The organism is Arthrobacter sp. TE12231 (assembly GCF_054062895.1).
The window spans coordinates 1883236-1907344 of record NZ_JBSSFS010000001.1 but is presented as its reverse complement, the minus strand read 5'-3'; the positions used below and the strand labels follow the sequence as shown (position 1 = coordinate 1907344).

Here is a 24109-nt window from a genome sequence, read left to right as displayed (position 1 = left end):
CGCCAAGAACCCAAGCGGCGAGGATCAATGGCGTGGCATTTATGTTTGACGCCACCCCGGGCGCCCGTTGGGTCACCCGCTGCCCCACTCCCGGAGGTTTCTCATGCGTGTAGTCGTTGCGGAATCCGTAGCCATGTTTGCCATCGGCGACGGTGTCCTCGGCGTGTTGTTTCCGGTCCAGCACTCAACGCGGTGGGATCTGGGCCCCAAGCCTTGGGGCGCGTACATGCGCTGGTTCGCGGACCATCCCGGCATCACGCGGACACTGAGTGCGGCCCAGATCGCCGCCGGCGTCGCCTGCGCGGCGCGCCTCCCATCAACACCGCGCTAGCATCCCGCCTCTGAGCCGGTAGAAACTCAGGGCGGCTGAATTTCACACAGCCAAGATTTCAGCGCTAAGCGGCGCCGCGAAGCGTGTCAAGGGCGGCGCGGAGCCGGGTGTCGGCGTCGTTGGCTACGTCCCGGACGGCCGGGCTGTCACTGAGCTTGACCATGGTCTGCGGGTCGATCGCCTGGATGGTTGTCTCGGCGGCGTCCTTGCCCCGGCGGACGACGACATTGCAGGGCAGCAGTGCGCCCATGTCCGGTTCCGCCGTGAGGGCCCTGCTGGCCAGGGCCGGGTTGCAGGCGCCCAGGATCATGTAGTCGCCGAGGTCCTCGGCGGCACCGGCCCCGAGCTTGGCCTCGAAGGTGGCGCGGACGTTGATCTCCGAGAGTATGCCGAATCCCTGTCCGGCCAGGGCTTCCCGGGTGCGCTGCAGGGCTTCATCCCAACCCAGCGGGACCGTAACGGTATGCGTATAGCTCATGGCTGCTCCTGCAGGGATAGTCGGTGGTCTCAGGCGAGAGAGAGGAAGAGTTTTTCCAGGTCCTTGGTGTCCATGCTCGAATCTCCGCGGATGAGGCACTGCTCGAGGCCGCTCGCGATGATGGCGAATCCTGCCCGGTCCAAAGCCTTCGAGACAGCGGCGAGCTGGGTGACGATGTCCTTGCAGTCCTTCCCCTCCTCGAGCATGCGCGTAACGCCGGCGAGCTGTCCCTGGGCTCGCTTAAGCCGGTTGATGATCGGGGTGAGTTCTGTCGAATCAAGTTCCATGGCGGGCTCCAAAGATGGGTGGGTACTTTGCCAATTCTATACCCCGGAGGGTATAACGGCTAGCGACGGAAAGTAAGCGCCCGGCCCGTTCCGGACGGCTTGCAAGATACCCCCGGGGGTATTATCGTTGTGAGTAGACCGATGGAGGATCTCCTCCCGGAAACTCCCCCACCGCCCAACGAAAGAGAGCATCATGCTTATCGAGCGCATCTACGACGAAGACCTCGCCCAGGCCAGCTACTTCATCGGCTGCCAGGCAAAGGGTGAGGCGGTCGTCGTTGACCCCCGCCGCGATATCGACGTCTACCGCAACCTCGCAACGGCCAACGGGATGAAGATTGTTGCCGTCACCGAAACCCACATTCACGCAGACTTCCTCTCCGGCACCCGTGAACTGGCTGCCGCAACCGGCGCCACCGCGTACGTTTCCGGCGAGGGCGGCGCCGACTGGCAGTACGGGTTCGAGGCCGAGCGGCTGAACGACAACGACTCGATCACCCTTGGCAATATCACCGTCAAGGCTCTGCACACCCCGGGCCACACCCCGGAGCACCTGTCCTTCCTGATCACCGACGGCGCGTTCGCCGACACCCCCGGCTACCTGCTCTCCGGTGACTTCGTCTTCTCCGGTGACCTCGGACGACCGGACCTGCTGGACGAGGCCGCCGGCGGCGTCGACACCCGCTTCGCCGGTGCCCGGCAGCTCTTCGCGAGCCTGCGCGATAAGTTCCTGACCCTTCCGGACCACGTCCAGGTCCACCCCGGCCACGGCGCCGGCAGCGCATGCGGCAAGGCCCTCGGCGCCATCCCCTCCTCCACGGTCGGCTACGAACGGCTCTACTCCTGGTGGGGCCCCTACTTGGCCGCCAATGACGAGGAAGGCTTCGTCGCCGAACTCCTCGACGGCCAGCCCGACGCCCACGCCTACTTCGGCCGGATGAAGCGGGAAAACCGTGAGGGCCCGGCCGTCATGGGCGAACGTACTCCCCTGACCGAACTCGCCACCGCCGACGTCGTGGCCGGCCTCGCCGGTGACACCGTGACGTTTGTGGACACCCGCTCCAACGCCGAGGTCCACGAAGGCACCGTCGCCCGGTCCCTGAACATCCCGGCCGGGAAGTCCACGGCCAGCTTCGGCGCCTGGGTGGTCAACCCTGAAACCGACACCAACCCCCTCGTGCTCCTGGCCCCCACCCAGGCCGCCGCGCAACAGATGTGGGACCACTTGGTCCGGGTCGGCATCGACAAGGTCGCCGGCTATGTCACCAGCGTCGAGGGACTGCCCGCCAGCACCCCGCAGCTGATCCAGCCTGAGGAGCTGGAGGGCTTCGACGCCGCGATGGTCCTGGACGTCCGCAACCGCACCGAGCACGCCGCCGGACACATCCCCGGCTCCCACCAGCTCAGCGGCGGCCGCGTGATGTGGAACCTGGACCAGCTCCCCGCTGAAGGCACCATCGTCAGCTACTGCCAGAGCGGCGTCCGCAACTCCGTCGCGGCCAGCGCGCTGCGCCGGGCCGGGTACGACGTCGTCGAACTCGACGGCAGCTACGCCGGCTGGGCTGCCTGGCAGCAGGCACGGGAATCCGTTTCCAGCAACTGATCCAGGCAATAATTGAACTGATTGATTGACAGCGTTGGCGGCGGTCCGGGAACACCGGGCCGCCGCCAACGCTTTGTCACCGTCCACGAATGTGAAACGCCGCGGTACTTGGCGTTGTCTTGTCAGCGCTATCGGGGCGCCCCGGACGCCTCGGCGAGTTCGGTGACGGTTTTCGGTCCGGTGGAGAGCTGCCAGAGCACGTGCAGGCGGGTGGGAGGGTTCCCCGGGTGCCGTACATCTAGCGCTTCAATAACAGCGCCACCTATCGCTGCGAATCGGATCCATGGCTCGCTGAACATGCCCTGGAGTGTCTTGCGAACGATCTTTACCGGACGCCAACCGACAAATGAATCAGCACTCTCTTCCGCAATTTGATCCTCGCCCCCGCTAAGTTCCCGCCGGCTCATCCATGCTCCACAGGCCTAGAATTTAAGCGTTCCCAAGGATCCCTTCAGGAGGCATGCCATGGACTTCGACACCGCCCTCGCCCAGTACCACGACGCGTTGGACACCTTCGCCAGAGGCGACGCCGAGCACCTCAAGCGTTTGTACTCCCACGGCAACGACGTCGTGCTCGCAAACCCGTTCGGCCCTGCTGTCCAGGGCTGGGCCGATGTCGAAGATCGAACGGATTTCGCAGTAGCGCACTTCCGTGGCGGGGAGTGCAGGTCATTCGAAAGCCTGTACCGTCTGGTGTCGGCTGACACAGCCATCATCCACGAAGTCGAACACTGGAAGGCCATGGTTTCTGGGCGGGCGGAAACAAGTCCGTTCACCCTTCGGGTCACCACGGTCTTCCGAAAGGAAGACGGTACGTGGCGTGTCCTGCTCCGCCACGCGGACCCGATCAGCAGCCCAGACCATAACGGACCACTCCGGGGCGGGACTGCGTAGTCAAATGGCCCGCAGTATCAGTAATGGCGGGAGCTACTGCACAGGTTCCACGAGCCGTTTCCGCTGATCGAACACTACGGGCTCGTGAACTCTGCTCCTCGGTAAAGCGCCCGTAGGCTGGCCGGCCGACGTCGTCCCGGAAGGGGATCCCTTACCGGGCACGTCACCACGGAACTGCCGCTTGGACACCAATCGCGGCGCGGCATGCCTTGAACTGAACATCGCGAGACGGGGGGGTAGCCTTCTGGCTATGCAGCCACTCGTGACGACTTGCATCCGACGGCCGTTTCATTGGGGAATCGTCATCATCGCCGATGCCAGGTCTGGAAGCCAGATTCCGGACGTGGACCCCGAGAAAGCTGTTTCGTCGAACGAACATGGCATTGTCGCGCTGATCCGTCATGCACAGGACATCGACACGTTCGAGGGCGAATTCGACTGGGCCGAGGCTCAAGTGCTCGTTCGCCTTCTGACCCGGCCGGAGCCTCCCTCGACGGATAGGCGCGAGGTGTTCCGAGGAAGGCTAATGATAGCTAGCGGCAGAATTTCAATCGGGGACGCCGATGGTGAAGTAGTCCATCCCGCCCACGAAGGTTGGAACGAGCTCATCGTCACGGTCGCGTCCAATGTCGCTGTCAGCAACCTCTCACCGGAAGAACTCCGGATCGACCTTATTCCCGCCGGTTAGCGTTCGAGCTTTCAGCAAGAACGAGGCGCCCGAAAGCTGAACACCTGCAGGCAAGCTAAGGCTATGGCATCCAGATCTTGGGCATTACGGTGGCTCCATGAGGGACAGGATGCTGCCGATCATATGCGGGACGACAGAGTTCCATGACGCCCTCGACCACGACAAGACGGAAGGCTGGCGCCATGCGAAAACTGATCTACGGCATGAACCTGACCCTGGACGGGTACATCGCCGCGGCCGGCGACGACATCGGCTGGGGCGGGCCGAGCGACGAACTGTTCCAGTGGTGGCTCGACCAGGAGCGGGCTAGCAGCCTGTCGCTGTACGGCCGCAAGCTGTGGGAGACCATGAGCTCCTACTGGCCGACCGGCGACCAACAGCCCAACGCGACCCCGGCGGAGATCGAGTTCGCGCGGAACTGGCGGGACACGCCGAAGGTGGTGTTCTCCTCGACGATCGACAAGGTCGACTGGAACACCCGCCTGGTCACCGGCGACGCGATCGCCGAGATCACCCGGCTCAAGGCCGGGGACGGCGGACCGATGAGCGTCGGCGGCGCAACGCTCGCCGGGGCGGCCATGAGGGCAGGGCTGATCGACGAATACGCGCTGGCCGCCCATCCGGTCCTGGTGGGCGGCGGCACTCCGTTCTTCACCTCGCTGGACAGCTGGGTGAACCTGAACCTGGTGGAGACGCGGACGTTTCCCGGCGGCGTGGTCCTGACCAGGTACGAGACGAGGCGCTGAGAGCGATTCCTCCGCGCGGTCGGGGAAGTCCTCCACCACCAGCGGGCCCACGTCGACGGGCTGCAGATAGTCCGGAATGCGCCTGCGCACCGCCCCCGCCCCGCGCATCGGCGACATAAATGGCGGTCGCCAAGGCGAAGGGCCGCCTCCATGGGAAACAGCCGAAGCTTTCCACGAAGCAGGAGGCCCACCTGGTCTCCGTTGACCAGGCAGGAGTGCACACGACGGCGGAACCTGCCGAACTCTTCACCGTGGCGCGCTCAACCGTATACCCGCGCCAACAGAAGCGCAGGCGACATCGCATAACCCTTGGCGCAGACACCAAGGGCAGTGACTTCAGCGTTGAACTGTATCCGCGCCGGTACGGACTACCACCACAGGGCAATGGGCATGGTGCACTGCATGGCTCGACACCGACCCCAGGAGCACTCCGGCGAAGCCGCCGTGGCCATGCGATCCGACCACCAGGAGATCGGCCCCGGTTGCAGCCTTCGCGAGTACGTCGGCGGAATGCCCCTCCGTCACTTCACCGGGGACCACAAGGCCGGTACCGGATGCCCGCCGCAGCGCACCAGCGTTTGCCCGCCGGGCGTTGTCGCCGAACGAATCATGGTCCTCAGCCCTGCCGGCAGCATCACCGATGACGGGGTAATGCCATGCAGTGACGACGTGAACCTCCCCGGTTCTCAGCCGGGCTTCCTCAAGGGCCCAATCCAACGCCGCCAGCGACGAGTCCGACCCATCGACCCCGACGACAATCCGGAAAACCGTACCTGCCGCCATCGTGCCTCCCTACGGAAACTGCGTGTTCGCCACACGGCGTCGTGCCGCACGGCCCACGATCCTCCCGTCGCACCGTGGAATCAAGGCGCCACTGTTGGAGGCGGCCGTGGCGGGCAACGAGAAGGGCGCCGGAGGACAGGTCCTCCGGCGCCCTTCTCAATCCACGGGCAGCCACTCTCAGGAGAGGAGCGCCTGCATAGCGACGTAGGCGGCGATCACCAGCACCAGGATGCCAAAGCCCCGCTTGAGGACTTTGTCCGGGATGCCGGTGCCGATCCGCCCCGCCATGAGCGATGCGACCATTGCGGCCCCGGCAAAGGCTGCCGTGACGGCCCAGTCGATCTGCAGATCACCCAGGTGGGCGGCGAAGCCGGCCGCCGAGTTGATCACGATGATCACCAGGGAGGTCCCGACGGTCAACGCCATCGGGAGTCCGAGAACCAGGGTGAGCGCCGGGACGATCAGGAAGCCGCCGCCGACGCCCAGCAGACCGGTCAGGAACCCGACGACGGCGCCGGTGGCGATTGCCTTGGGCAGGCAGCTGCGCCAGTTGACGCCGCCGCCGGGCAGTGCGCAGGCACCGCCCAAGGATTTGGACGGCATCAGCATCCGGATGCCGGCGAAGACCATGATTGCGGCAAAAGCCAGCAACAGGATCTTCGGGTCCAGAAGCCGGTTGACCATCGCGCCAAGGTACGCCGTCACGGTTCCTGCCGCGCCGATGATCAGCGCCAGGCGCCAGTTGACGCCGGCCCGCAGCCGGGGCAGCACCGCGACGGCGGAGGAAGCGCCGACGACGACCAGCGACGTCGGGATTGCCGCCGCAAGCGGCAGCCCCACGCCATAGACCAGGGCGGGCACGGCGAGGATGGATCCGCCGCCTCCGACCAGGCCCAGCAGGCCACCGACGATCAGCCCGAAGGCCGCCGCGGAGATGATCATGCCCGGGCGTCCAGGTTCTTCAGGGCCTGGTGCGCGGTGGGCTCATTCGCAGAGCGGTTCCACGGCATCTTGGAGAGCATCTGACCCATGGCACAGCTGTTGGTGGCCGCGGAGAACGTCAGGCCGGCGCCGATGCCGCCGGCAATCAGGCCGAGTTTGGGCGAGATGAACTTGCTGCCGAGCACGCCGGCAAGGACAAGGGAGCCGGCCGTCATCCGGACCTGGCGTTCCAAGGCCCAGGCGCCACGGCCGCGGACAACGTTACCGCCGGCCGCTTCATAGGCGGGCACCCCGCCGGACAGGACACTGGCACTGGCCAGGCCGACAGAGTCCAGGTGCTTGCGGGCCTGCTCGGCCCGGTTGCCGGACTGGCAGACAAGGACCACGCGGGTGCCCATCTTGGCCGCGAACTCTTCGGTGTGTTCGCTGAGCATGGCCAGCGGCACATGGTAGGAGCCATTGATGTGCATGGCATCGAACTCTGCGCCGCTGCGCACGTCGATGATCATCAGATCATCGTGGTTGTCTTCCCAGGCCTTCAGGGTCGAGGCATCGATGGATTTGGGGGCTGCATCAAGGGCATTGGTCGTGTTCAAGGAAGTCATGATCTCTTTCGGTATATCTTGGAGCATTTCTTGTGGCGGCCCCGCGCTTGCGGGTGGCCGCCCTCCACCGCCCGGTTCGCCATGTCAGGGACACGGTCCGGGCAAATGGAAGCCCGGGCTGCATGTGGGGGCATGCCGCCCGGGCAGTCTGGTGTGATCAGGCGGTCGGGAAGCCCGCGGCCGTCCAATCAAGCATTCCGCCGGGCACGGTGTACGCCGTGTAGCCCGCGGCTGACAGCTGGTCCGCGGCGGCCGCACTCCGGCGTCCGCTGCGGCACACGGCGATGACGGGACGGGCCTTGTCCAGGTCGCTGAGACGGCCGGCCAGTTCGCCAAGGGCAATGTGCCTGGCACCGGGGATCATGCCTTCAGCGATTTCGGCTGGTTCTCGCACATCCACAATCTGGGCATCGCTGCCGCTCTTGAGCTGTTCTGCGAGCTGCTGTGGGGTGATTTCCATGTGCTGGACCTTTCGGTAGGACGGGGCTGAGGTGCCACACAAACTAAGGACCCTGCGGTTCCCGGCGGGCATCTCCCTCCTTCAATAATGATACCCCCAGGGGTATAAAAGCAAACCGGCGCCGCCCTTGAAGTAATACCCCCCGGGGTATAGAATTCCTGCATGGCAACCATCGACATTTCCGAAAAGACCTTCAACGACACCATCACCGGCAACGGCATCGTGCTGGTTGATTTCTGGGCAGCCTGGTGCGGACCTTGCCGGATGTTCGCCCCCACCTTCAGCAAGGCCTCCGAGAACCACAAGGACGTCGTCTTCGCCAAGGTGGACACGGAGGCCGAGCCGGGCCTCTCCGCTGCCGCCCGCATCACCTCCATCCCCACCCTGATGGCCTTTCGGGAGGGGATCCTCGTCTTCTCCCAGCCCGGGGCAATGAACGCGGCCGGGCTGGAGCAGCTCATCACCGCCATCAAGGACCTGGACATGGACGCGGTCCGGGCAAAAATGGCCGCTGTCCCGGCATCGTAGGACAACCCGAGCACAGCTAGGCACAGCCATGGATACGAACAATACGGTCGCGCCGGAAACCGCAGGCGGCGATGCCCAGGGAAGGGTCCACGAACGGCTCAGGTCCCTGGGCGCTGACTGGCGCCGGCTTCGCGGCTGGCAGCGGTCACGGGTGGCCGCCGCGGGCATCGCCGCTGCCGCCGCCGCCGCGGTTGTGGTCTCAACGAATGGCATGATGACAGCAGTGGGTGCCCCGTGGTGGTCTTTTGTGATCGGCGGGGCCGGTTCGCTCCTGGCCGGACTGGTGGTGGGCAGTTACATCAGCGCACCCGTCGGGGCCGAGGCGACCGTCTGTGACGCACGTTGGCCTTTGATCGGTCTCACAGGACTGGTGCTGTCCACGTCCACCGGGGCGGGAAGCCTGGCCGCGCATCTGTTCACCGGCGCGCCACCTGCAGTGTTGGCAGGGGTGATCCAGCCCGCCTTCGCGCTCCTGTCATTTGCCCTGTTGGGCTGGGCTTTGCGGGAGCGGCTCGGACTTGAGCGGACGGCCGCATCGCCCGTTGCCGGCGAGGATGCGGGCGAGGTGTGTTCTACCTGCCGCCCGCTCTTTCCGTCCAAGCCGGGCTCGTAGGGCCGCCCCGATGCCTGAGGCATCGGGCATCACAGACGGATAGACGCCCAGTTTTCCGGCAGCCGGGGCCTTCATCACCCCAGCATGGACGCCGGCGGCAGGGCAAACGGCGCGGCGGGGAACTGCTGCGCTGCAGCATCCATGAGGTGCCCCCATTGGCCTCCGGCAATATCGGCGCCGTCGACGGCGGCATAGTACTTTCCGTTGATGGTGATGTTCTGGTTGACCCAGCGCGGGCCGATGCCCTGGTAGCTTCCGAACCATGATGCTGTGGATATGCCCGAGGTGGCACCGACGGTCCAGGTCATGGTGTTTCCGTCGGTGGTGCCGGTTTTGGCGAAAATGTCATGGCTCTTGGTGACCGGGATGTTGTAGCCGGAGCCCCTGGTCAGCCCGTTCTTCAGGGCGTAGGTGACGCCGGCAGCGACATTGGGGTCGATGGCTTGCCGGCAGTCCGCGCCGGGCACAGGGTAGTTCCGTCCATGCGGGCCGGTCACCGAGTCCAGGGCGATCGGGTCGCAGTGCACTCCCTTGGCGGCGAACGTGGCGTAGGCGTTGGCCATGGTCAGCGGGGCGACGTCCTGGGTCCCGATCAGGTTGGCGATGCTGGACAGGTCGTAGGGCTGGTTCGTGTGTCCGTTGGTGACTCCTGCCGCCGTCGCCATTTTTTGGATGTTGCAGAAATCCAGCTGGGCGGCCGACTGGAAGGTGATGGTGTTGATCGACTGGTAGAGGCCCTGCAGGACACTCATCGGGTAGTAATGATTGGGGTCGTCGTTCGGCAGCGGGGTCTGGCCGAGGGCCGGGTCGTAGGATCCGGTGGTGACACCGCAGGAGTTCTTCCAGGGGTATCCGGCCCTGTAGACGCGGACCGATCCATCCAGCTGGGTGGCCATCGATTTTCCGGCGTTGAGCCATTCCGCGAAAATGAACGGCTTCATGGTGGAACCGATCTGGAACCCGCCGGCACCGTCGAGCGGCTGGCCGTTGGCGTCCTTCTCGGGCAGGGCGAAGTTGCCCATATAGTTGCCCGGCGCCGTGGCAGGGTTGTAGACGGTGTTCTGCGCCATGGTCAAAACCCTGCCGGTGCCGGGTTGGACGCTGACCAGCGAGGAACCGCGCTGCAGGGGATCCGCGGCGGGCAAGGAGGCGTCAACTTGCTCCTGGGCTACTTTTTGGAGCGCCGGGTCCAGTGTCGTGTGGATGGTGAGCCCGCCCAGGTAGAGGAGCTTCTTGCGGGCCGCTTCATCGGCCCCGAAGGCGGGGTCGTTGAGGATCAGCCGCTGGACGTAGTCGCAGAAGTACGGCGCCGTCGCCGCGCCGAAGCAGCCCTGGCTGCTGGGGTGGACGTTCAGTCCAATCGGCGCTTCCACGGCGGCGTCGTGTTCCGATGCGGTGATACGTCCTTGTTGGAGCATCTTGTCCAGGACTTCGTTCCGGCGGGCCACCACATGGTCAGGCTCGGTGAGCGGGTCGTAGTAGACGGGACTGTTCACGACGCCGGCCAGGGCCGCGGCCTCGGGCAGGGTCAGGGCACTGGCGGGGACGTTGAAGTATTCTTCGGCGGCGGCGTCGATGCCGTAGGCGCCGTTGCCGAAATAGACGATATTCAGGTAGCCCTGCAGGATCTGGCCCTTGGAGTATTTCGTCTCCAGGGCAATCGCAAGCTTCATCTCCCGCAGCTTGTCGCCGATCGTCTTGGCGTAGCCCAGCTTGACCTGATCGCCTTTGCCCTGCTGGACAAGGGATTCGATGATCATGTTGTTCACGTACTGCTGCGTGATGGTCGAGGCGCCCTGGCGTCCGCCCTGCGCGGTAGCCACGATCGCCCTCAGGATCCCGGTGGTGTCGATTCCCCCGTGCTGGTAGAAGCGCGCGTCCTCGATGGCGACGATCCCGTCCCGGATGAACGGGGACATCTTGTCCAGCGTCACGGGCGCACGGTTTTCTGCGTAAAAGGTGGCAATCACGGACCCGTCGTTGGCCAGCACCGTCGAGGCCGCGGGCGGGGCGCTCATATCCAGGTCATCGGGCAGCCGGTCAAACATGCCGATCGAATTGCTGACAGTTGTTCCCGCCACGGCGGTCGCCGGGAGGAAGAGCCCCGCGACCAGGACGCCGCAAAGTGCGCCGGCAATAACGAACGAGAGGATCTTCCCCCATCGCGAGTCCCTACTCGGCATCGGCGTGTTCCCTCGGTGCACTCTCCTGTTTCGGCCGCAGGCCGGACGACGGCGGTTGTTCATCGGCGTCGACGCCGGCGTCGATGCGGGCTCCATCCGGCAAGGCGACCGAGCGACCGCGGCGGAAGAGCAGGACGAATCCGGCGGCCCCTGCCAGGAAGATCAGTGCCGCCACCCAGGTGTTCACCCTGAGCCCCAGTATCAGGTTGGCGTAGTCCGAGCGCATCAGCTCAAAGGCAAACCGCCCGGCCGTGTAGCCCGCGACGTAGAGAGCGAAAACGCTTCCGGCTCCGAGGCTGAATCGCCGGTCCAGGTAGAGGATCAGGAAGCCGACCGCGACGCACCAGAGGGACTCGTAGAGGAATGTGGGCTGGAAATAACCGAGAACGACCGGAGCGCCGGAGGCGTTGGTGAGCGCGGACCCGGTGGCGTAGTCCATCTGGTGGATCTGGAGTTTCCACGGCAGCGTGGTCGGGTCCCCGTAGAGTTCATTGTTGAACCAGTTCCCCCAGCGCCCCAGGGCCTGGGCAAAGAGCACGCCCGGCGCCACCGCATCCAGGAATGCAATGAGTGACACATTCGACCTGCGGCAGCCGATCCATGCCCCAAAACACCCCAAGGCGATCGCGCCCCAGATGCCCAGGCCGCCGTCCCAGATGGCGAACGCATTCCAGGGGTTCGCTCCGGGAACGAAGTACAGCTCCGGATCGGTGACGACGTGGTAGATCCGGCCGCCGACAATTCCTGCAGGCACCGCCCACAGGCAGATATCCAGAACCTGCCCGGCGTCGCCGCCGCGGTCCGCCCAGCGGCGGGATCCCAACCAGACGGCCACTGCGATGCCGGCCATGATGCACAGGGCATAGAAGTGAACGGTCAGCGGGCCCAGATGAATGGCACTGACCGTGGGTGAAGGAATGAAGGAATCACTGTCAAGAATTAGTTCGGTCACAGAACTATTCTATAGGGGGAATATTCGGGATAGGCTGGCGTCGTGGACATGGCCGATGTATCGATACAGGAAACGGGGACGGCCGGCACCGCCGCGTGGTCATTGACCGGCGCCATCACACGTCTGCGCCGCGTCCTGCGCTCGAGCGTGCGGCAGGAGTTTCCTTGGGAATCACTGCCCATGGCCCAGGTCGAGGTCCTCCAGCGGCTGGCCGACGAACCGGGCCTGGGCGTTAGCGGGCTTGCCGCTCGTCAGCGCTTGGCAACCAACACGGTGAGCAACCTGGTCCAGCAAATGGTGGCGTCCGGACTCGTTGAACGCGTGGCCCGTCCCGGCGATCGCCGGTCCGTGAGCCTGAGCCTGACCCCTCAGGGCACTGAGGTGCTAAGCGCGTGGCAGGCAGCCAATGACCGGCGGCTCGGCCATGCCCTAAAGCGTTTGCCGTCGACCTATCAGAAAGCCATCGAAGACGCCGTGCCGGCCTTGGCCGCGCTCGCGGCCCTGCTGGAATCCGACGAGCAGAACCGGGACAGCCGCCCGGGAACAGAGCCGACCCCGCCCAGATGAGTGCTACAGGCTAACGCGGCCCTCACGCAGCGCCCGATGGCGCGGAATCAGTCTCCGATTCCTCCGTCGGCTTCCGCCGGACCAGTGCGGTGGGGATGTTCTTCGAGAACAGCAGTGAAAGCGATCCAATGAATACCAGGGCCACCATCGATGCCCTGAGCGAGGACACCTGCGAGTCGGCGTAGAGCGTAGTGAGCGTGGCGGCGTCGCCAGGTGAAAGGCCCGCCTGCGTCGCAATGTCGTCCACGGTGGACACGGGCACAATGTTGACGCCGGCCTGCGTTTGGGCCGCAACGAGATCCTTCACGTTGCTTGGAAGGTCGCTGCTGTCCACAGCACCCAGGAACGAGCTTGAGAGCGACGCGATCAGGACGGATCCGATGAGGGCCGTTCCCAGCGAGGAGCCGAGGTTCTGGAAGATCCCCTGGAGGCCGCCGATCTCACTGGACCGCTCGACCCCGACACTCGACATCGTCACGTTGCCGATCTGGGATGCAAGCAGCCCCAGGGCGGCTCCCGCGAAGAACATTCCGACCGCAAAGAGCACGCTCCGGAGGTCCAGGGACACCGATCCGAGCAACACGAAACTGCTCGCCACCAGGATGAGCTGCCCGAGCCGAACAATGCGGCGCGGGGACCAGATGGCCGTCAGCCGGGTGCCAACAACCGAGAACAGAATCAGCGAAACCGAGAGCGGAAAGATCTTGATGCCGGTATCGAGCGCGTTGAGTCCAAGGGTCATCTGCAAATACACCGGAATCATGAAGAACAGGCCCGCCGTGATCATGTATTGGGCGGCGAGGACGGACAAGCCGGAACGCAGCTGCTTGATTGACAACATCGAGACGTGAACCAGCGGGGGGCGCCCCCGCCGGATGAGTGCTTCCTGCCGGGCAAAGAAGGCCCACAGCAGGAATCCTCCGGCCAATATCAAGTAGGGCACCAGGGACAGGCCCAGCGGATTGATGGGAACGCCGCCGATCTCCGGCGAGTGCTTTGGCAAAATCCAGCCCCACGTCTTGCTTTGGAGCATGGCGAAAACGATCAGGGTCAGGCCCGCCGCCGAGAGCAGGACACTGACACCATCAATTTTGATGCTTTGCGGGCGGCTGGTGTCGGGCACAAGGCGTGAAAGGACGACCACGGCCGCCATCACCACGACTTCCCCAACGAACACATACCTCCAGCTCAGGTACGTTGTGACGTAGCCGCCGATGAGGGGGCCCAGTGCGACGGCGGCCCCCGAGGTCGCCCCGATGATCGCGAACCCTGTCACCCTGTCCTGGTCCTGGTAATTGTTGGCGATGAGGGCCGCGATGGCAGGTATCACCAGGACGGCCCCGACGCCTTCGATCACGGACCACCCGATGAAGAGGACCACGATGTTGGGGCTGAGTGCGGTGAGCAGGGAGCCGCAGGCGTAGATGATGGAGCCGATGACGAAGGCGCGCCTCCTCCCCCAGACGTCGCCGAGTTTCGCGCCGAGCAGCATCAGTGAGGCCATGGTCAGCGTATAGAAGGTGATGGCAGCCTGCATCGCGGCTACGGTCGTGTTGAGGTCATTCACGACTGTCGAGATCGAAACGTTCATCACGGTGCTGTCCAGCACCATGACGAATTGTGCGCAGCCTAGGATGATGCCGGCGGTCCACTTTTTCATTGGGTGACACGCAGTTCTCGAGGTGTTGTGCGCAGCCGCTGCGGGGCGCGGCGTGCGCCTGGCTCACGTCATGCCGCCCGCACCGGGCCCCGCGGCGCAACTCACCAACGGTCCGCCGGGCCCGCTGACGGCACGGGCGACGATGAAGCCCATGAGGGCAGGACACAAACGGCCGGTCAGGCCCGGCTCAACGCTTTCGCCTTGAGCGCATCGAACTCGCCTTGGGTCAGGGTGCCGGCGTCGAGGAGTTCCTTGGCCTTGGCGATTTCCTGGGTGGGGGAAGCCGTGGCAACGGAGCGGATGTATTCAGTCGTTTCGGCTTCCGCCTGTCGTGCACTCTTGGCCTGGCGTTCCGCCATGCTGCGGCCGCGCGCGATCAGGTAGACAAGAACGGTGAGGAACGGCACGAAGACCAGGAATAGTATCCACACGGCCTTGAGCCAGCCGTTGAGGTCGCGGTCCCGGAAAATATCGGAGATCACGGCAAAAAGTGCAAACAGGTACGAGACGAAGGCAAATCCCCAAAAGAATAGCCAGATGACGTTCCAGAATTGCTCCACGGGAGCCATCCTTTCGTTCCGAGGAAGCCCTGCTGGCATTCCCTTAAGGGCCAAAGTAGCCTTCCCTGGCACTCGCCATTAGGACCATAAGGCCTGTATTGAGCGGGGTGGGGCCGCCATGCTCCATCTCTATGCACGGAGAGCGCAACCGCCTCGAAATCCGGCATTACCCAAGTGACATTTATCCCAAGGCCCTGGCCTTGAGCATCTGGAATTCGTCGCGGGTGATCGTGCCTTCATCAAGGAGCCTTTTCGCCGCCGCGATCTGTTCGGCGGGGTTGCTGTTGGCGGTCCGACGAACGTAGTCAGCCATGTCATCACTGGCCTCTCTCTGGGTTGCGTCCTGCCGCACGGATTCCCGTACGGCCATTTGCTGCCCGTAGAACAACATGTAGGCAAGGCAACCGAGGAGCGGGAAGAGGAGAACGGCGAGAATCCACATGGCCTTTACCCACCCGGGGCGCAGACGATCCGAAAAAATGTCCTTGATGACCAGAAACAGCACTATCAGGTACGCGGCGAACATAACGAACGAAAACATGAGCCATATGGCATCCCAAAAACCCATTGCCTCCGCCTTTCGAGAGACCTTGATGCCTTCATAAGCCGGGGCGACTCAGGCGATCGACTCAGCTCGCCCCAAGCCTACGCACGGGGCCCGCATTGTCAATGAATCGCATTGTCTCTCCAGTGGGCGACGTCGGTCCTCGTCCAGTCGGACCGGACTCGACGAGGTGAACGAACGATGAATTATAGTTCCGTAGCAACGACGGCGGCACGCCGCCTGATAGCACCTGATAGCATCAGCCCAAATGGGCACACCCGGCGCGGTGGATGGCGTCATTGAGGGTCGACGGCGACCAAGTCTTGGGCCGCGGTCCGGGCATGTATTGAGAGATTTGGGCGTCACCACTTCCTGGGAGGACCTCATGACCGACGACACGACGCCGCCAGCGGCACCTCGAATTGCCACCGCTGAGCATGCCCGGCTGGCCGAGGCCACGGGTGCGGCGGAGGATGTCCTGTTCGAGGCGAATCCCTGGTACGAGTGGGGGCCTTACCTGTCGGAGCGGGCCTGGGGCACGGTTCGGGAGGACTACAGCGACGGTGGTGACGCGTGGGATTATTTTCCGCATGATCATGCCCGGTCCCGTGCGTTCCGATGGAACGAGGACGGCATGGCGGGGCTGTCCGACATTCACCATGACCTGTGCTTGGGGTTGGCGCTGTGGAACGGGGCCGATCCTATCCTGAAGGAGCGGATGTTCGGGCTGACCGGTCCCCAAGGCAACCACGGGGAGGACGTCAAGGAATACTGGTGGTACCCGGACGCGTTGCCCAGCCATGCATGGCTGCGGTGGCGGTATCACTACCCCCAGGGAGAGTTTCCCTATCAGCAGCTGGTTGAGGAGAACGCCCGTCGTTCCCGGGACGAACCCGAGTTCGAGTTGCTGGATACCGGCGCCTTCGACGGGGGCCGGTACTGGTCCGTGGACGTCGCATACGCAAAGGCCTCACCGACCGAGGTACTTGCCCGGATCACCCTCGAAAACCATTCAGCCGAGGAAGCAGCGATTTCGGTGTTGCCCACCATGTGGTTCCGCAACACGTGGCGGGTCTCGGGCGGCGAGGCGCCGTCGTTGTTCCTGGACGGGGACGGGGTTGCGGTCGAACACCCGCGACTGTCCGGCTACCGCCTCGATGCCGCTCCCACCAAGGACGGCGTCCGGCCACAGGCGTTGTTCTGTGACAACGAGACGAACACAGCCCGCCTGTTCGGGTCGGCTCCGGTCACCGCCTATCCGAAGGACGGCATCAACGACCACGTGGTCTCGGGCGCAGACACCGTAAATCCGCAACATCGGGGCACCAAGGCATCCTGGTGGTATCAGGTGACCGTGCCGGGAGGCGGTCGGGTCGAGCTGCGGCTGAGGCTGCACCGGCCGTTCCCCGACCAGGCCACTCCCCCCGCCGGCTGGTCCGACTCCTACTTCGATGACGTCATGGCAGCCCGGGAGCAGGACGCGGACGAGTTCTACACAGCGATCGCCCCCGCTGAGATCGGTGCCGAACCGATGCAGGTGATGCGCCAGTCCTGCGCAGGGCTGATCTGGAGCAAGCAAATGTACCCGTATCGGGTCAACCGGTGGTTGGATGGCGACCCCACCCAGCCGGCGCCGCCGGCCGGGCATCGTAACGGCCGGAACACGGGGTGGCGGCACCTGGACTCGTTCGACGTGCTTGCCATGCCCGACCCGTGGGAGTACCCGTGGTTCGCGGCCTGGGATCTGGCGTTTCACTCCATCACCTGGGCGCACCTGGATCCCGCGTTCGCCAAATACCAGCTGTTGGTGCTCCTTCGGGAGTGGTTCCAGCATCCGAACGGTGCGTTGCCCTCTTACGAGTGGAACTTCGACGATGTGAATCCCCCCGTCCATGCGCTGGCCGCCATCCGGGTGTTCGTCATCGACGGAGGCACCGACCTGCACTTCCTGAAACGGGTGTTCAACAAGCTGCTGCTGAATTTCACCTGGTGGCTCAACCGGCAGGACCCCGACGGGAACAACCTGTTCGGCGGCGGCTTTTTGGGTTTGGACAACATCAGCCCAATCGACCGATCCCACCTGCCCCCCGGCTTCAAGCTGGACCAGGCCGACGGCACCGCATGGATGGCGTACTACTCCGTGGCCATGCTCACCCTGGCCACCAAACTCGCCGAATACGACGACGTCTATGAGGACATGGTGGTGAAATTCCTGGAACAGACCGTACTGATCATGGACGCACTGGAGGATTCAGGCTGCTATGACACCGAGGACGGCTTCTTCTACGACCGGCTCACCGACCCTTCCGGGAACAGCTTCCCGATCAGGGTGCAGACCCTCGTCGGGTTGATCCCGGCACTGCCCGCGGTGGCGCTCCCCACCCAGGACACGGACCGGAACCGCCGGCTGCGGAAGCGGTTCGCCGGACGGTTGGAACAGACCGAGCGGCACGAGATCCTCGATTGGCAGGTCCGTGGCTCCGGGGAGTCCAGGCGGACGCTGCTGTCGGTCCTCCCGATGGACAAGCTCGCCCGGCTGTTCGGTACGTTGTTCGACGAGGAGGCATTCCTGTCTCCCCACGGCCTGCGATCGCTCTCCAAGCGCCACAACACGCCCTACACGGTTCCGGGACTGCCCACCGCCGCAATCCAGTACGAACCAGCCGAATCGCGGACCGCCATGTACGGCGGCAATTCCAACTGGCGGGGACCTGTGTGGCTGCCGGTCAACTACCTCATCATCCGGGCGCTGCTGCAGTACGACCAGTTCTTCGGTCCCGACTTCACCGTCGAATACCCCACCCGTTCCGGTCACCACCTGACCCTGCGGGAGATTGCCGGTGACCTCAGCGATCGCCTGGTGAGCATCTGGCTCCCCGGGCCGGACGGACGCCGACCGGTCTATGGTGGCGCGGACCTGTTGCAGAACGATCCCGCGTGGAAGGACAACCTGCTGTTCTACGAGTACTTCCACGGCGACAACGGGGCCGGACTCGGCGCCATGCACCAGACCGGGTGGTCCGCGCTGGTCGCGGACCTCCTTCTGGACCCGCCCCACCATAGCCACCGGCTGGTGTTCGGGGACACCGCGGACCCCACCACCACGACAGGACCGCAGGAAACGCACCACCGAAACCATGTCCAACAAGACTGAGGGGCGGCTGTCCGTCTCAGGAGAGTCACGATCGGCGAGGGAGCTGTGATGGACGAGATGCCAGCGCCGGACCGGCCACCGGGCCTGACGCCACCGGTGGCCCACCCCTTTATCTACGAGATCAACACATGGGCATGGCTCGAATCACTCAGCGTGGAAGAAAACAAACCGATCGATCTTGGCTCCGTCCCGCCTCGGCACTGGGACGAGATTGCCGGCCTGGGCTTCGATTCGGTCTGGTTGATGGGAGTCTGGCGTCGCAGCGCCGCCGGAATCGCGATCGCACTGGCAAATCCAGCCCTGCGGTCCGATTTCCAGGCCGCTCTTCCCGATTGGCGTGCCGAGGACGTCGTCGGGTCGCCGTACTGCATCAGGGACTATGTGGCCGACGACCGCCTCGGTGGCCCCGCCGGGCTTGCCGCCGCCCGAGAGGCGCTCGCCGCGCGAGGTCTCCGCTTGATCCTGGACTTCGTGCCCAACCATGTCGCCCCGGATCATCCGTGGACCACCGGGACACCCGAGCTCTTCGTATCGGGAACTACCGCGGATCGGGACCGGGATCCGACGTCCTTCATCGAGGTGGGCGGCCGGGTGCTCGCCAACGGACGGGACCCCTACTTCCCGGCGTGGCCTGACGTCGTTCAGCTCAATGCCTTCGACCCGGCCCTGCGATCGGCGGCAGTGGAGACGCTCAGATCGATCGCCGATCAGTGCGACGGGGTACGTTGCGACATGGCGATGCTGGTCATGAACGACGTTTTCGCCCGCACTTGGGGTGCCCGGGTCGGGCCGGCACCCAGCGCAGAATACTGGCCCACAGTGATCACCGCCGTCCGCGAATCCCACCCGGGTTTCGTGTTCCTCGCCGAAGCCTATTGGGATCTTGAGTGGTCCCTGATGCAGCAGGGCTTCGACTACTGCTACGACAAGCGCCTGTATGACCGTCTTCTCCGCGGCAGTGCCGAGGAGGTGCGGCTCCACCTGCTGGCGGAGCCAACGTATCAGAATGCCCTCGTCCGGTTCGTGGAGAATCACGACGAGCCACGGGCCGCGGCTGCGTTCGGGGGCGGCCGGACACAGGCGGCAGCGGTGGCGGCCCTGACCCAGACCGGGGCTCGGCTGATTCACCACGGCCAGCTGTTGGGGCGGCGGGTACGCCTTCCCGTGTTCCTCGGTCGTTTCCCTGCCGAGCCGGCCGACGACGAGCTGGCGGCCTTCTACCGCCGGCTCCTGGCGGTTGTCGCCGACCCGACCCTTCGGGCCGGGCACTGGCAATTGTGTGAACGGGCGGGGTGGCCGGGCGACAACAGCTTCGAAAACCTCGTCGCCTGGAGCTGGAACGGCGCCACCCGGTGGCTGATCGTCGTGAATCTGAGCGATGCGCCCGCAACAGGTCGAGTGAGCGCGCCGTGGCCGGACCTGCGGGGACACCGGTGGCAGTTGACCGACCCGACCCGGGACATGCGTTTCGACCGCGCCGGCGACGATCTGGCCGACGGGCTGTTCGTCAGGCTTGACGCATGGCAATGGCATTCACTCCGCCTCGACCCATTGCCGGAAGGCGCTGACCACGGCTGACAGCAAATTCCGCTACAACGGCGCCCCTAGAAGAAGTGCCGTTCGCTGGCGGCGTCAGGCGAGGGATGCACGACGGGAGCCTCGCCGAGTTCGAGCAGGATGTCGTTGATGCTCAGCTGGCCGTCCAGCTGTGGGTCCAGCTGCACCGGGACGATCGCGTCCGGGACGGCGTCGGTACTCATGCCACGATCATATGTGCGGACCGGCACGGGGCCCGGGGGCCACGCCGTCCGGGCATTATGCGCCGTCGTAAGCCTGATTGCGCATGGCGAGGCTGCCACCGGCCGGACACCACGACGCCGGAGCGGCAAGGCTACGCTTGTAGGTATGCCTTCTCGAAGCCCGCAAGCCCCCCGCCCGTCAGTCCACGACGCCGCCAAACCCGGCCTCCGGCCCGGGCAGACGGCGGCCCTGGCCGCCTGCGCCGATGCCTTCCTGATTCTGCTCTTCGCGGCGATTGGCCGCGACGCGCACCAGCGGGGTGAAATCATCACGGGCGTCTTTGCCACCGCGTGGCCGTTCCTGGCAGGCGCGGCACTCGCATGGCTCGTCCTCCGGCTGTGGCGCGACCCCCTGCGGCTGTGGCCGGCCGGCGTCGGCGTCTGGCTCGGAACAGTCGGCGTCGGCATGATTCTGCGCGCCGTCACCGGGCAGACGGTGGTGCTCCCGTTCATCATCGTGGCCCTGCTGAGCCTCGGGGTGTTCCTCATGGGTTACCGCCTTGTGGCAGCCGGCGTGCGGCGGCTGCGTTCACGCCGCCGGCAGGCCTGATGCACTAGGCTTGCAGAAGATGGCAGGGCCCGCACACGGGCCGCCGACAGGCCCGCAAACGGCGCAACCGATCCGGAAAGGCTCACACGTGGTCACCGCATTCGTCCTGATCAAGACAGACGCTTCACGCATTCCGGAGACCGCTGAGGAAATCTCCGCCATCACGGGCATCAGCGAGGTCTATTCGGTGACCGGCGAATGGGACCTGATCGCCATTGCCCGGGTCGCCAAGCATGAAGACCTGGCCGAAGTCATCGCGGACAAACTCTCCAAGGTTCCGGGCGTGGTGCACACCACCACACAGATCGCCTTCCGCGCCTACTCCCAGCACGACCTCGACGCGGCTTTCGCCCTCGGGTTCGAACAGTAGCCGGCACCAAGTAGCGCAAACGTCAGGGGCGGGGCCGGCAGATTCTGCCGGCCCCGCCCCTGACGTTTGCGGCTCAGGCAGCCTGTGACAACGCGACCCACCTGTCCAACACCGCGGAGGCCGCCCCCGACTCAATGGACTCCTCGGCCCGCTTCAGCGCAGCCGCCATGCGCTCCGCGAGAGGACCGGCGGCGTCCAGGTCGAACGCCACGAGGCCGGCGGCGGCATTGAGCAGCGCCGCATCGCGGGCCGGCCCGGGCGCGCCGGCGAGGACAGCACGGACGACGGCGGCATTGGCCGCAGCGTCGCCGCCGCGCAGCTCCTCCAGCGTCGCCTGCCGGATACCGAGTTCCCGCGGGTCAAACGTCTCTTCCGTAACCTCGCCGTTGCGGATCTCCCACACCCGGGACGGGCCGGTGGTGGTCAGTTCATCCAGGCCGTCATTGCCGCGGAACACCAGGCCCCGGCTCCCCCGCTTGGCCAGCACGCCGGCCACGAGGGGGGCCATCCGTTCATTGGCGACCCCCACGGCCGAAGCCTGGACATGTGCCGGGTTGATCATCGGGCCCAGGAAGTTGAACGCGGTCGGGACGCCGAGTTCCCGGCGGGCGACGGCGGCATGCCGCATCGAGGGGTGGAACACCTGGGCGAAGCAGAAGGTGATCCCGGCTTCTTCGGCGTTGAGCGCCACGCGGGCAATCGGCAGATCCAGCCGGACGCCGAGCGCCTCCAGGACATCGGCAGATCCCGACGACGACGACGACGCCCGGTTGCCGTGCTTGACCACCTTCGCGCCGGCGCCGGCACAGATCAGCGCGGCCATCGTCGAGATGTTGACAGTGTTCTGCTGATCGCCGCCGGTGCCGACGATGTCCAGCTTCTCGCCGGCTATGTCAATGGGGTTGGCGTTGGCCACCATGGCTTCCACGAGGCCGGCAACCTCATCAACGGTCTCGCCCTTGGACCGCAGGGCCACGAGGAAACCGGCCACCTGGACCGGCGTGGCCTCGCCCGACATGATCGAGTTCATGGCCCATTCGGTGCTCCCGGCGGTGAGGTCCGCGCCGCCGATGAGTGCGTTGATGAGCCGCGGCCAGGTGTTGCCTGCCGCCTGTGCGGATGCCTGAGAAGTCACCTCCCGATGCTATCGAGGTCGGCCCCGCAAAGACCAATGTGAACCCCTCCGGGAACTTTTCCGCGCGAATTCGCGTCTTTGTAGAAAAAGTCCTCCGAAATGGCGGTTTGCGTTGGGCAGGACGGACTTTTATAGACATAATGTCTATGTGACATCTGCGACCCATGCCCCCAGTACCCCGGCGCACCCGACGCTGAACCGCCCGAACATGGTTTCTGTTGGAACCGTTGTGTGGCTGTCCAGTGAGTTGATGTTCTTCGCCGGTCTCTTCGCCATGTACTTCACACTCCGTTCGACCTCCGGACTGATGTGGGCTGAAGAGACAGCCAAGCTCAACTTCCCCTTTGCGCTCGTTAACACGATCGTCCTTGTGGCAAGTTCCTTTACTTGCCAGATGGGCGTCTTCGCTGCGGAGCGGCTCCAGCCGCGCCGGACCGGCGGAGTCTTCAGCTTCACCCGCTGGGGGATGAACGGATGGTTCATCCTCACGTTCCTCATGGGTGCCTTCTTCGTTGCCGGTCAGACGACCGAGTACTCCATGCTCGTATCCGAGCACGTCTCGCTGTCCTCCAACGCCTACGGTTCCGCCTTCTATATAACGACAGGCTTCCACGGCCTGCACGTCATCGGCGGCCTGATTGCCTTCCTGCTCATCTTGGGCCGCTCCTTCGCCGCGAAGAAGTTCGGCCACTTTGAAGCAACCTCGGCGATTGTCACCTCGTACTACTGGCACTTCGTGGACGTCGTCTGGATTGGCCTCTTCCTGGTCATCTACGTCCTCAAGTAGCCCTGACTTGACTCTTTTTCTACAAGAGGCAGAATTTCAAGAAGCGGCTCCAGGAGCCACCGCAGGATCGAATAAAGGAACCACCACGTGAAGGCACTCTCGCAGAAGCGACGTCACCCACTGGCAGCAATTGCGCTGCTGCTGATGGGCCTCTTGGTCACGGGTGGGCTGTACGCCGTTGCCACCACCGTCAACCAGGCCAAGGCCGACACCAACACCTATAGCGCAAGCGACGTAGAGGAAGGCGGCAAGCTCTTCGCCGCCAACTGCGCAACCTGCCACGGCATGGGTGCCAGCGGCTCTCAGTCCGGACCGTCGCTTGTGGGCGTCGGCGCCGCCGCTGTTGACTTCCAGGTCGGCACCGGCCGCATGCCCATGCAGATGAACGGCCCGCAGGCCCAGAAGAAGCCCAACCAGTTCAACGAGGAACAGACCAAGCAGCTCGCTGCTTACGTTGCCTCGCTGGGCCCCGGCCCGGCCGTCCCCGAAGCGGGTGTGCTCGATGAGAAGGGCGACGCCGCCAAGGGCGGGGAACTCTTCCGCACCAACTGCGCCATGTGCCACAACGCCGCCGCCGCCGGCGGTGCCCTGACCCGGGGCAAGTTCGCCCCGGCGCTCTCGGGTGTCTCCGGACAGCACATCTACGAAGCCATGGTCACCGGCCCCCAGAACATGCCGGTATTCAATGACGCGAACATCTCCCCCGAGGGGAAGCGCGACATCATCACCTACCTGAAGCAGATTGAATCCAATGGCTCGCCCGGTGGCGCAGATCTTGGAGCTTTGGGACCGGTTTCCGAAGGTCTCTTTGTCTGGATCGCCGGGTTGGGCGTCATCATCGCGTTCACGATCTGGCTCACATCCCGCACCTCCTAAGCGGACCTTGCACC

Annotated in this window: 27 protein-coding genes and 1 pseudogene; 15 read left to right on the top strand and 13 right to left on the bottom strand. The window is 64.9% G+C overall.

The window, feature by feature from the left end; translation table 11 throughout:
* The first annotated feature begins 103 nt into the window (after window positions 1–103).
* A complete protein-coding gene (locus ACVWYS_RS08670; RefSeq protein ID WP_456509010.1) occupies window positions 104–331 on the top strand; it encodes a hypothetical protein in 228 nt (75 codons plus the stop codon).
* 64 nt (window positions 332–395) lie between these two features.
* Here ACVWYS_RS08670 and ACVWYS_RS08665 read toward each other — a convergent pair whose 3' ends face one another.
* Window positions 396–809: a DUF302 domain-containing protein gene (locus ACVWYS_RS08665; protein ID WP_456509009.1), complete on the bottom strand. Its 414-nt coding sequence runs from the start codon at window positions 807–809 to the stop codon at window positions 396–398.
* A 29-nt stretch (window positions 810–838) separates the two neighbouring features.
* Window positions 839–1096: a metal-sensitive transcriptional regulator gene (locus tag ACVWYS_RS08660; RefSeq protein WP_116768751.1), complete on the bottom strand. Its 258-nt coding sequence runs from the start codon at window positions 1094–1096 to the stop codon at window positions 839–841.
* Between the two features lie 193 nt (window positions 1097–1289).
* On the opposite strand from ACVWYS_RS08660, the gene ACVWYS_RS08655 reads away from it, so the two are divergent.
* The 5 genes and pseudogenes from ACVWYS_RS08655 to ACVWYS_RS08635 form a co-directional block, all read left to right on the top strand.
* Window positions 1290–2699 (top strand): MBL fold metallo-hydrolase, encoded by a 1410-nt coding sequence (locus tag ACVWYS_RS08655; protein ID WP_456509008.1) that lies wholly within the window; start codon window positions 1290–1292, stop codon window positions 2697–2699.
* A gap of 465 nt (window positions 2700–3164) precedes the next feature.
* Complete coding sequence (locus ACVWYS_RS08650) at window positions 3165–3593, top strand: YybH family protein (RefSeq protein WP_456509007.1); 429 nt, start codon at window positions 3165–3167, stop codon at window positions 3591–3593.
* Window positions 3594–3843: 250 nt separating this feature from the next.
* Window positions 3844–4281 carry a hypothetical protein gene (locus tag ACVWYS_RS08645; RefSeq protein WP_456509006.1) on the top strand — a complete coding sequence of 146 codons (438 nt, stop codon included), beginning with the start codon at window positions 3844–3846 and terminating at the stop codon, window positions 4279–4281.
* Window positions 4282–4463: 182 nt separating this feature from the next.
* The gene (locus tag ACVWYS_RS08640) at window positions 4464–5027 is read left to right on the top strand and encodes a dihydrofolate reductase family protein (protein WP_456509005.1); all 564 of its coding nucleotides are present in this window, start codon (window positions 4464–4466) and stop codon (window positions 5025–5027) included.
* Window positions 5028–5146: 119 nt separating this feature from the next.
* Window positions 5147–5314: pseudogene (locus ACVWYS_RS08635) on the top strand (recombinase family protein); the annotation flags it as partial.
* Between the two features lie 49 nt (window positions 5315–5363).
* Here ACVWYS_RS08635 and ACVWYS_RS08630 read toward each other — a convergent pair.
* The 4 genes from ACVWYS_RS08630 to ACVWYS_RS08615 form a co-directional block, all read right to left on the bottom strand.
* Window positions 5364–5810 (bottom strand): universal stress protein, encoded by a 447-nt coding sequence (locus ACVWYS_RS08630; protein ID WP_456509004.1) that lies wholly within the window; start codon window positions 5808–5810, stop codon window positions 5364–5366.
* Window positions 5811–5987: 177 nt separating this feature from the next.
* The gene (locus ACVWYS_RS08625; protein ID WP_344367410.1) at window positions 5988–6752 is read right to left on the bottom strand and encodes a sulfite exporter TauE/SafE family protein; all 765 of its coding nucleotides are present in this window, start codon (window positions 6750–6752) and stop codon (window positions 5988–5990) included.
* Entirely contained in the window at window positions 6749–7357 is a 609-nt protein-coding gene (locus ACVWYS_RS08620; protein ID WP_456509003.1) for a rhodanese-like domain-containing protein, read from the bottom strand. Before ACVWYS_RS08620 ends, ACVWYS_RS08625 begins: the two co-directional genes overlap by 4 nt.
* Window positions 7358–7514: 157 nt before the next feature.
* The gene (locus ACVWYS_RS08615; protein WP_456509002.1) at window positions 7515–7817 is read right to left on the bottom strand and encodes a rhodanese-like domain-containing protein; all 303 of its coding nucleotides are present in this window, start codon (window positions 7815–7817) and stop codon (window positions 7515–7517) included.
* 162 nt (window positions 7818–7979) lie between these two features.
* On the opposite strand from ACVWYS_RS08615, the gene trxA reads away from it, so the two are divergent.
* Both trxA and ACVWYS_RS08605 read left to right on the top strand, forming a co-directional pair.
* A complete protein-coding gene (trxA, locus tag ACVWYS_RS08610; RefSeq protein ID WP_116768741.1) occupies window positions 7980–8345 on the top strand; it encodes a thioredoxin in 366 nt (121 codons plus the stop codon).
* 28 nt (window positions 8346–8373) lie between these two features.
* Entirely contained in the window at window positions 8374–8958 is a 585-nt protein-coding gene (locus ACVWYS_RS08605; protein ID WP_456509001.1) for a hypothetical protein, read from the top strand.
* Between the two features lie 74 nt (window positions 8959–9032).
* On the opposite strand, the gene ACVWYS_RS08600 is transcribed toward ACVWYS_RS08605, so the two are convergent.
* Window positions 9033–11141 carry a transglycosylase domain-containing protein gene (locus ACVWYS_RS08600; protein ID WP_456509588.1) on the bottom strand — a complete coding sequence of 703 codons (2109 nt, stop codon included), beginning with the start codon at window positions 11139–11141 and terminating at the stop codon, window positions 9033–9035.
* Window positions 11131–12093, bottom strand: coding sequence for a prolipoprotein diacylglyceryl transferase (lgt, locus tag ACVWYS_RS08595; protein WP_344367415.1), 963 nt, complete (start codon window positions 12091–12093; stop codon window positions 11131–11133). The genes ACVWYS_RS08600 and lgt overlap by 11 nt, the downstream gene beginning before the upstream one ends.
* Before the next feature lie 48 nt (window positions 12094–12141).
* Here lgt and ACVWYS_RS08590 point away from each other — a divergent pair, with 48 nt between their 5' ends.
* Window positions 12142–12660 carry a MarR family winged helix-turn-helix transcriptional regulator gene (locus ACVWYS_RS08590; protein ID WP_456509163.1) on the top strand — a complete coding sequence of 173 codons (519 nt, stop codon included), beginning with the start codon at window positions 12142–12144 and terminating at the stop codon, window positions 12658–12660.
* A 22-nt stretch (window positions 12661–12682) separates the two neighbouring features.
* Here ACVWYS_RS08590 and ACVWYS_RS08585 read toward each other — a convergent pair whose 3' ends face one another.
* From ACVWYS_RS08585 to ACVWYS_RS08575, 3 genes are all read right to left on the bottom strand, one after another.
* Window positions 12683–14320, bottom strand: a complete 1638-nt coding sequence (locus tag ACVWYS_RS08585; protein WP_116768738.1) for an MFS transporter — start codon at window positions 14318–14320, stop codon at window positions 12683–12685.
* A 176-nt stretch (window positions 14321–14496) separates the two neighbouring features.
* Window positions 14497–14889 carry an SHOCT domain-containing protein gene (locus tag ACVWYS_RS08580; protein ID WP_116768737.1) on the bottom strand — a complete coding sequence of 131 codons (393 nt, stop codon included), beginning with the start codon at window positions 14887–14889 and terminating at the stop codon, window positions 14497–14499.
* 172 nt (window positions 14890–15061) lie between these two features.
* Window positions 15062–15448, bottom strand: a complete 387-nt coding sequence (locus tag ACVWYS_RS08575; RefSeq protein ID WP_116768736.1) for an SHOCT domain-containing protein — start codon at window positions 15446–15448, stop codon at window positions 15062–15064.
* Between the two features lie 361 nt (window positions 15449–15809).
* Here ACVWYS_RS08575 and ACVWYS_RS08570 point away from each other — a divergent pair, with 361 nt between their 5' ends.
* Both ACVWYS_RS08570 and ACVWYS_RS08565 read left to right on the top strand, forming a co-directional pair.
* Window positions 15810–18578, top strand: a complete 2769-nt coding sequence (locus tag ACVWYS_RS08570; RefSeq protein WP_456509587.1) for an MGH1-like glycoside hydrolase domain-containing protein — start codon at window positions 15810–15812, stop codon at window positions 18576–18578.
* Window positions 18579–18626: 48 nt separating this feature from the next.
* Window positions 18627–20156, top strand: a complete 1530-nt coding sequence (locus ACVWYS_RS08565) for a hypothetical protein (protein WP_456508998.1) — start codon at window positions 18627–18629, stop codon at window positions 20154–20156.
* 26 nt (window positions 20157–20182) lie between these two features.
* On the opposite strand, the gene ACVWYS_RS08560 is transcribed toward ACVWYS_RS08565, so the two are convergent.
* Window positions 20183–20338, bottom strand: a complete 156-nt coding sequence (locus tag ACVWYS_RS08560) for a hypothetical protein (RefSeq protein WP_161958273.1) — start codon at window positions 20336–20338, stop codon at window positions 20183–20185.
* Between the two features lie 145 nt (window positions 20339–20483).
* On the opposite strand from ACVWYS_RS08560, the gene ACVWYS_RS08555 reads away from it, so the two are divergent.
* Window positions 20484–20927: a DUF3054 domain-containing protein gene (locus ACVWYS_RS08555; RefSeq protein ID WP_456508997.1), complete on the top strand. Its 444-nt coding sequence runs from the start codon at window positions 20484–20486 to the stop codon at window positions 20925–20927.
* An 88-nt stretch (window positions 20928–21015) separates the two neighbouring features.
* The gene (locus ACVWYS_RS08550; protein ID WP_091251634.1) at window positions 21016–21297 is read left to right on the top strand and encodes an Lrp/AsnC family transcriptional regulator; all 282 of its coding nucleotides are present in this window, start codon (window positions 21016–21018) and stop codon (window positions 21295–21297) included.
* Window positions 21298–21370: 73 nt separating this feature from the next.
* Here the strand turns inward: ACVWYS_RS08550 and trpD are convergent, their stop codons facing one another.
* Window positions 21371–22432 carry an anthranilate phosphoribosyltransferase gene (gene trpD / locus ACVWYS_RS08545; RefSeq protein WP_456508996.1) on the bottom strand — a complete coding sequence of 354 codons (1062 nt, stop codon included), beginning with the start codon at window positions 22430–22432 and terminating at the stop codon, window positions 21371–21373.
* Window positions 22433–22580: 148 nt separating this feature from the next.
* On the opposite strand from trpD, the gene ctaE reads away from it, so the two are divergent.
* Complete coding sequence (gene ctaE / locus ACVWYS_RS08540; RefSeq protein ID WP_202615894.1) at window positions 22581–23219, top strand: aa3-type cytochrome oxidase subunit III; 639 nt, start codon at window positions 22581–22583, stop codon at window positions 23217–23219.
* 87 nt (window positions 23220–23306) lie between these two features.
* Window positions 23307–24095, top strand: coding sequence for a cytochrome bc1 complex diheme cytochrome c subunit (gene qcrC / locus ACVWYS_RS08535; protein ID WP_344367420.1), 789 nt, complete (start codon window positions 23307–23309; stop codon window positions 24093–24095).
* The last annotated feature ends 14 nt before the right edge of the window (window positions 24096–24109 follow it).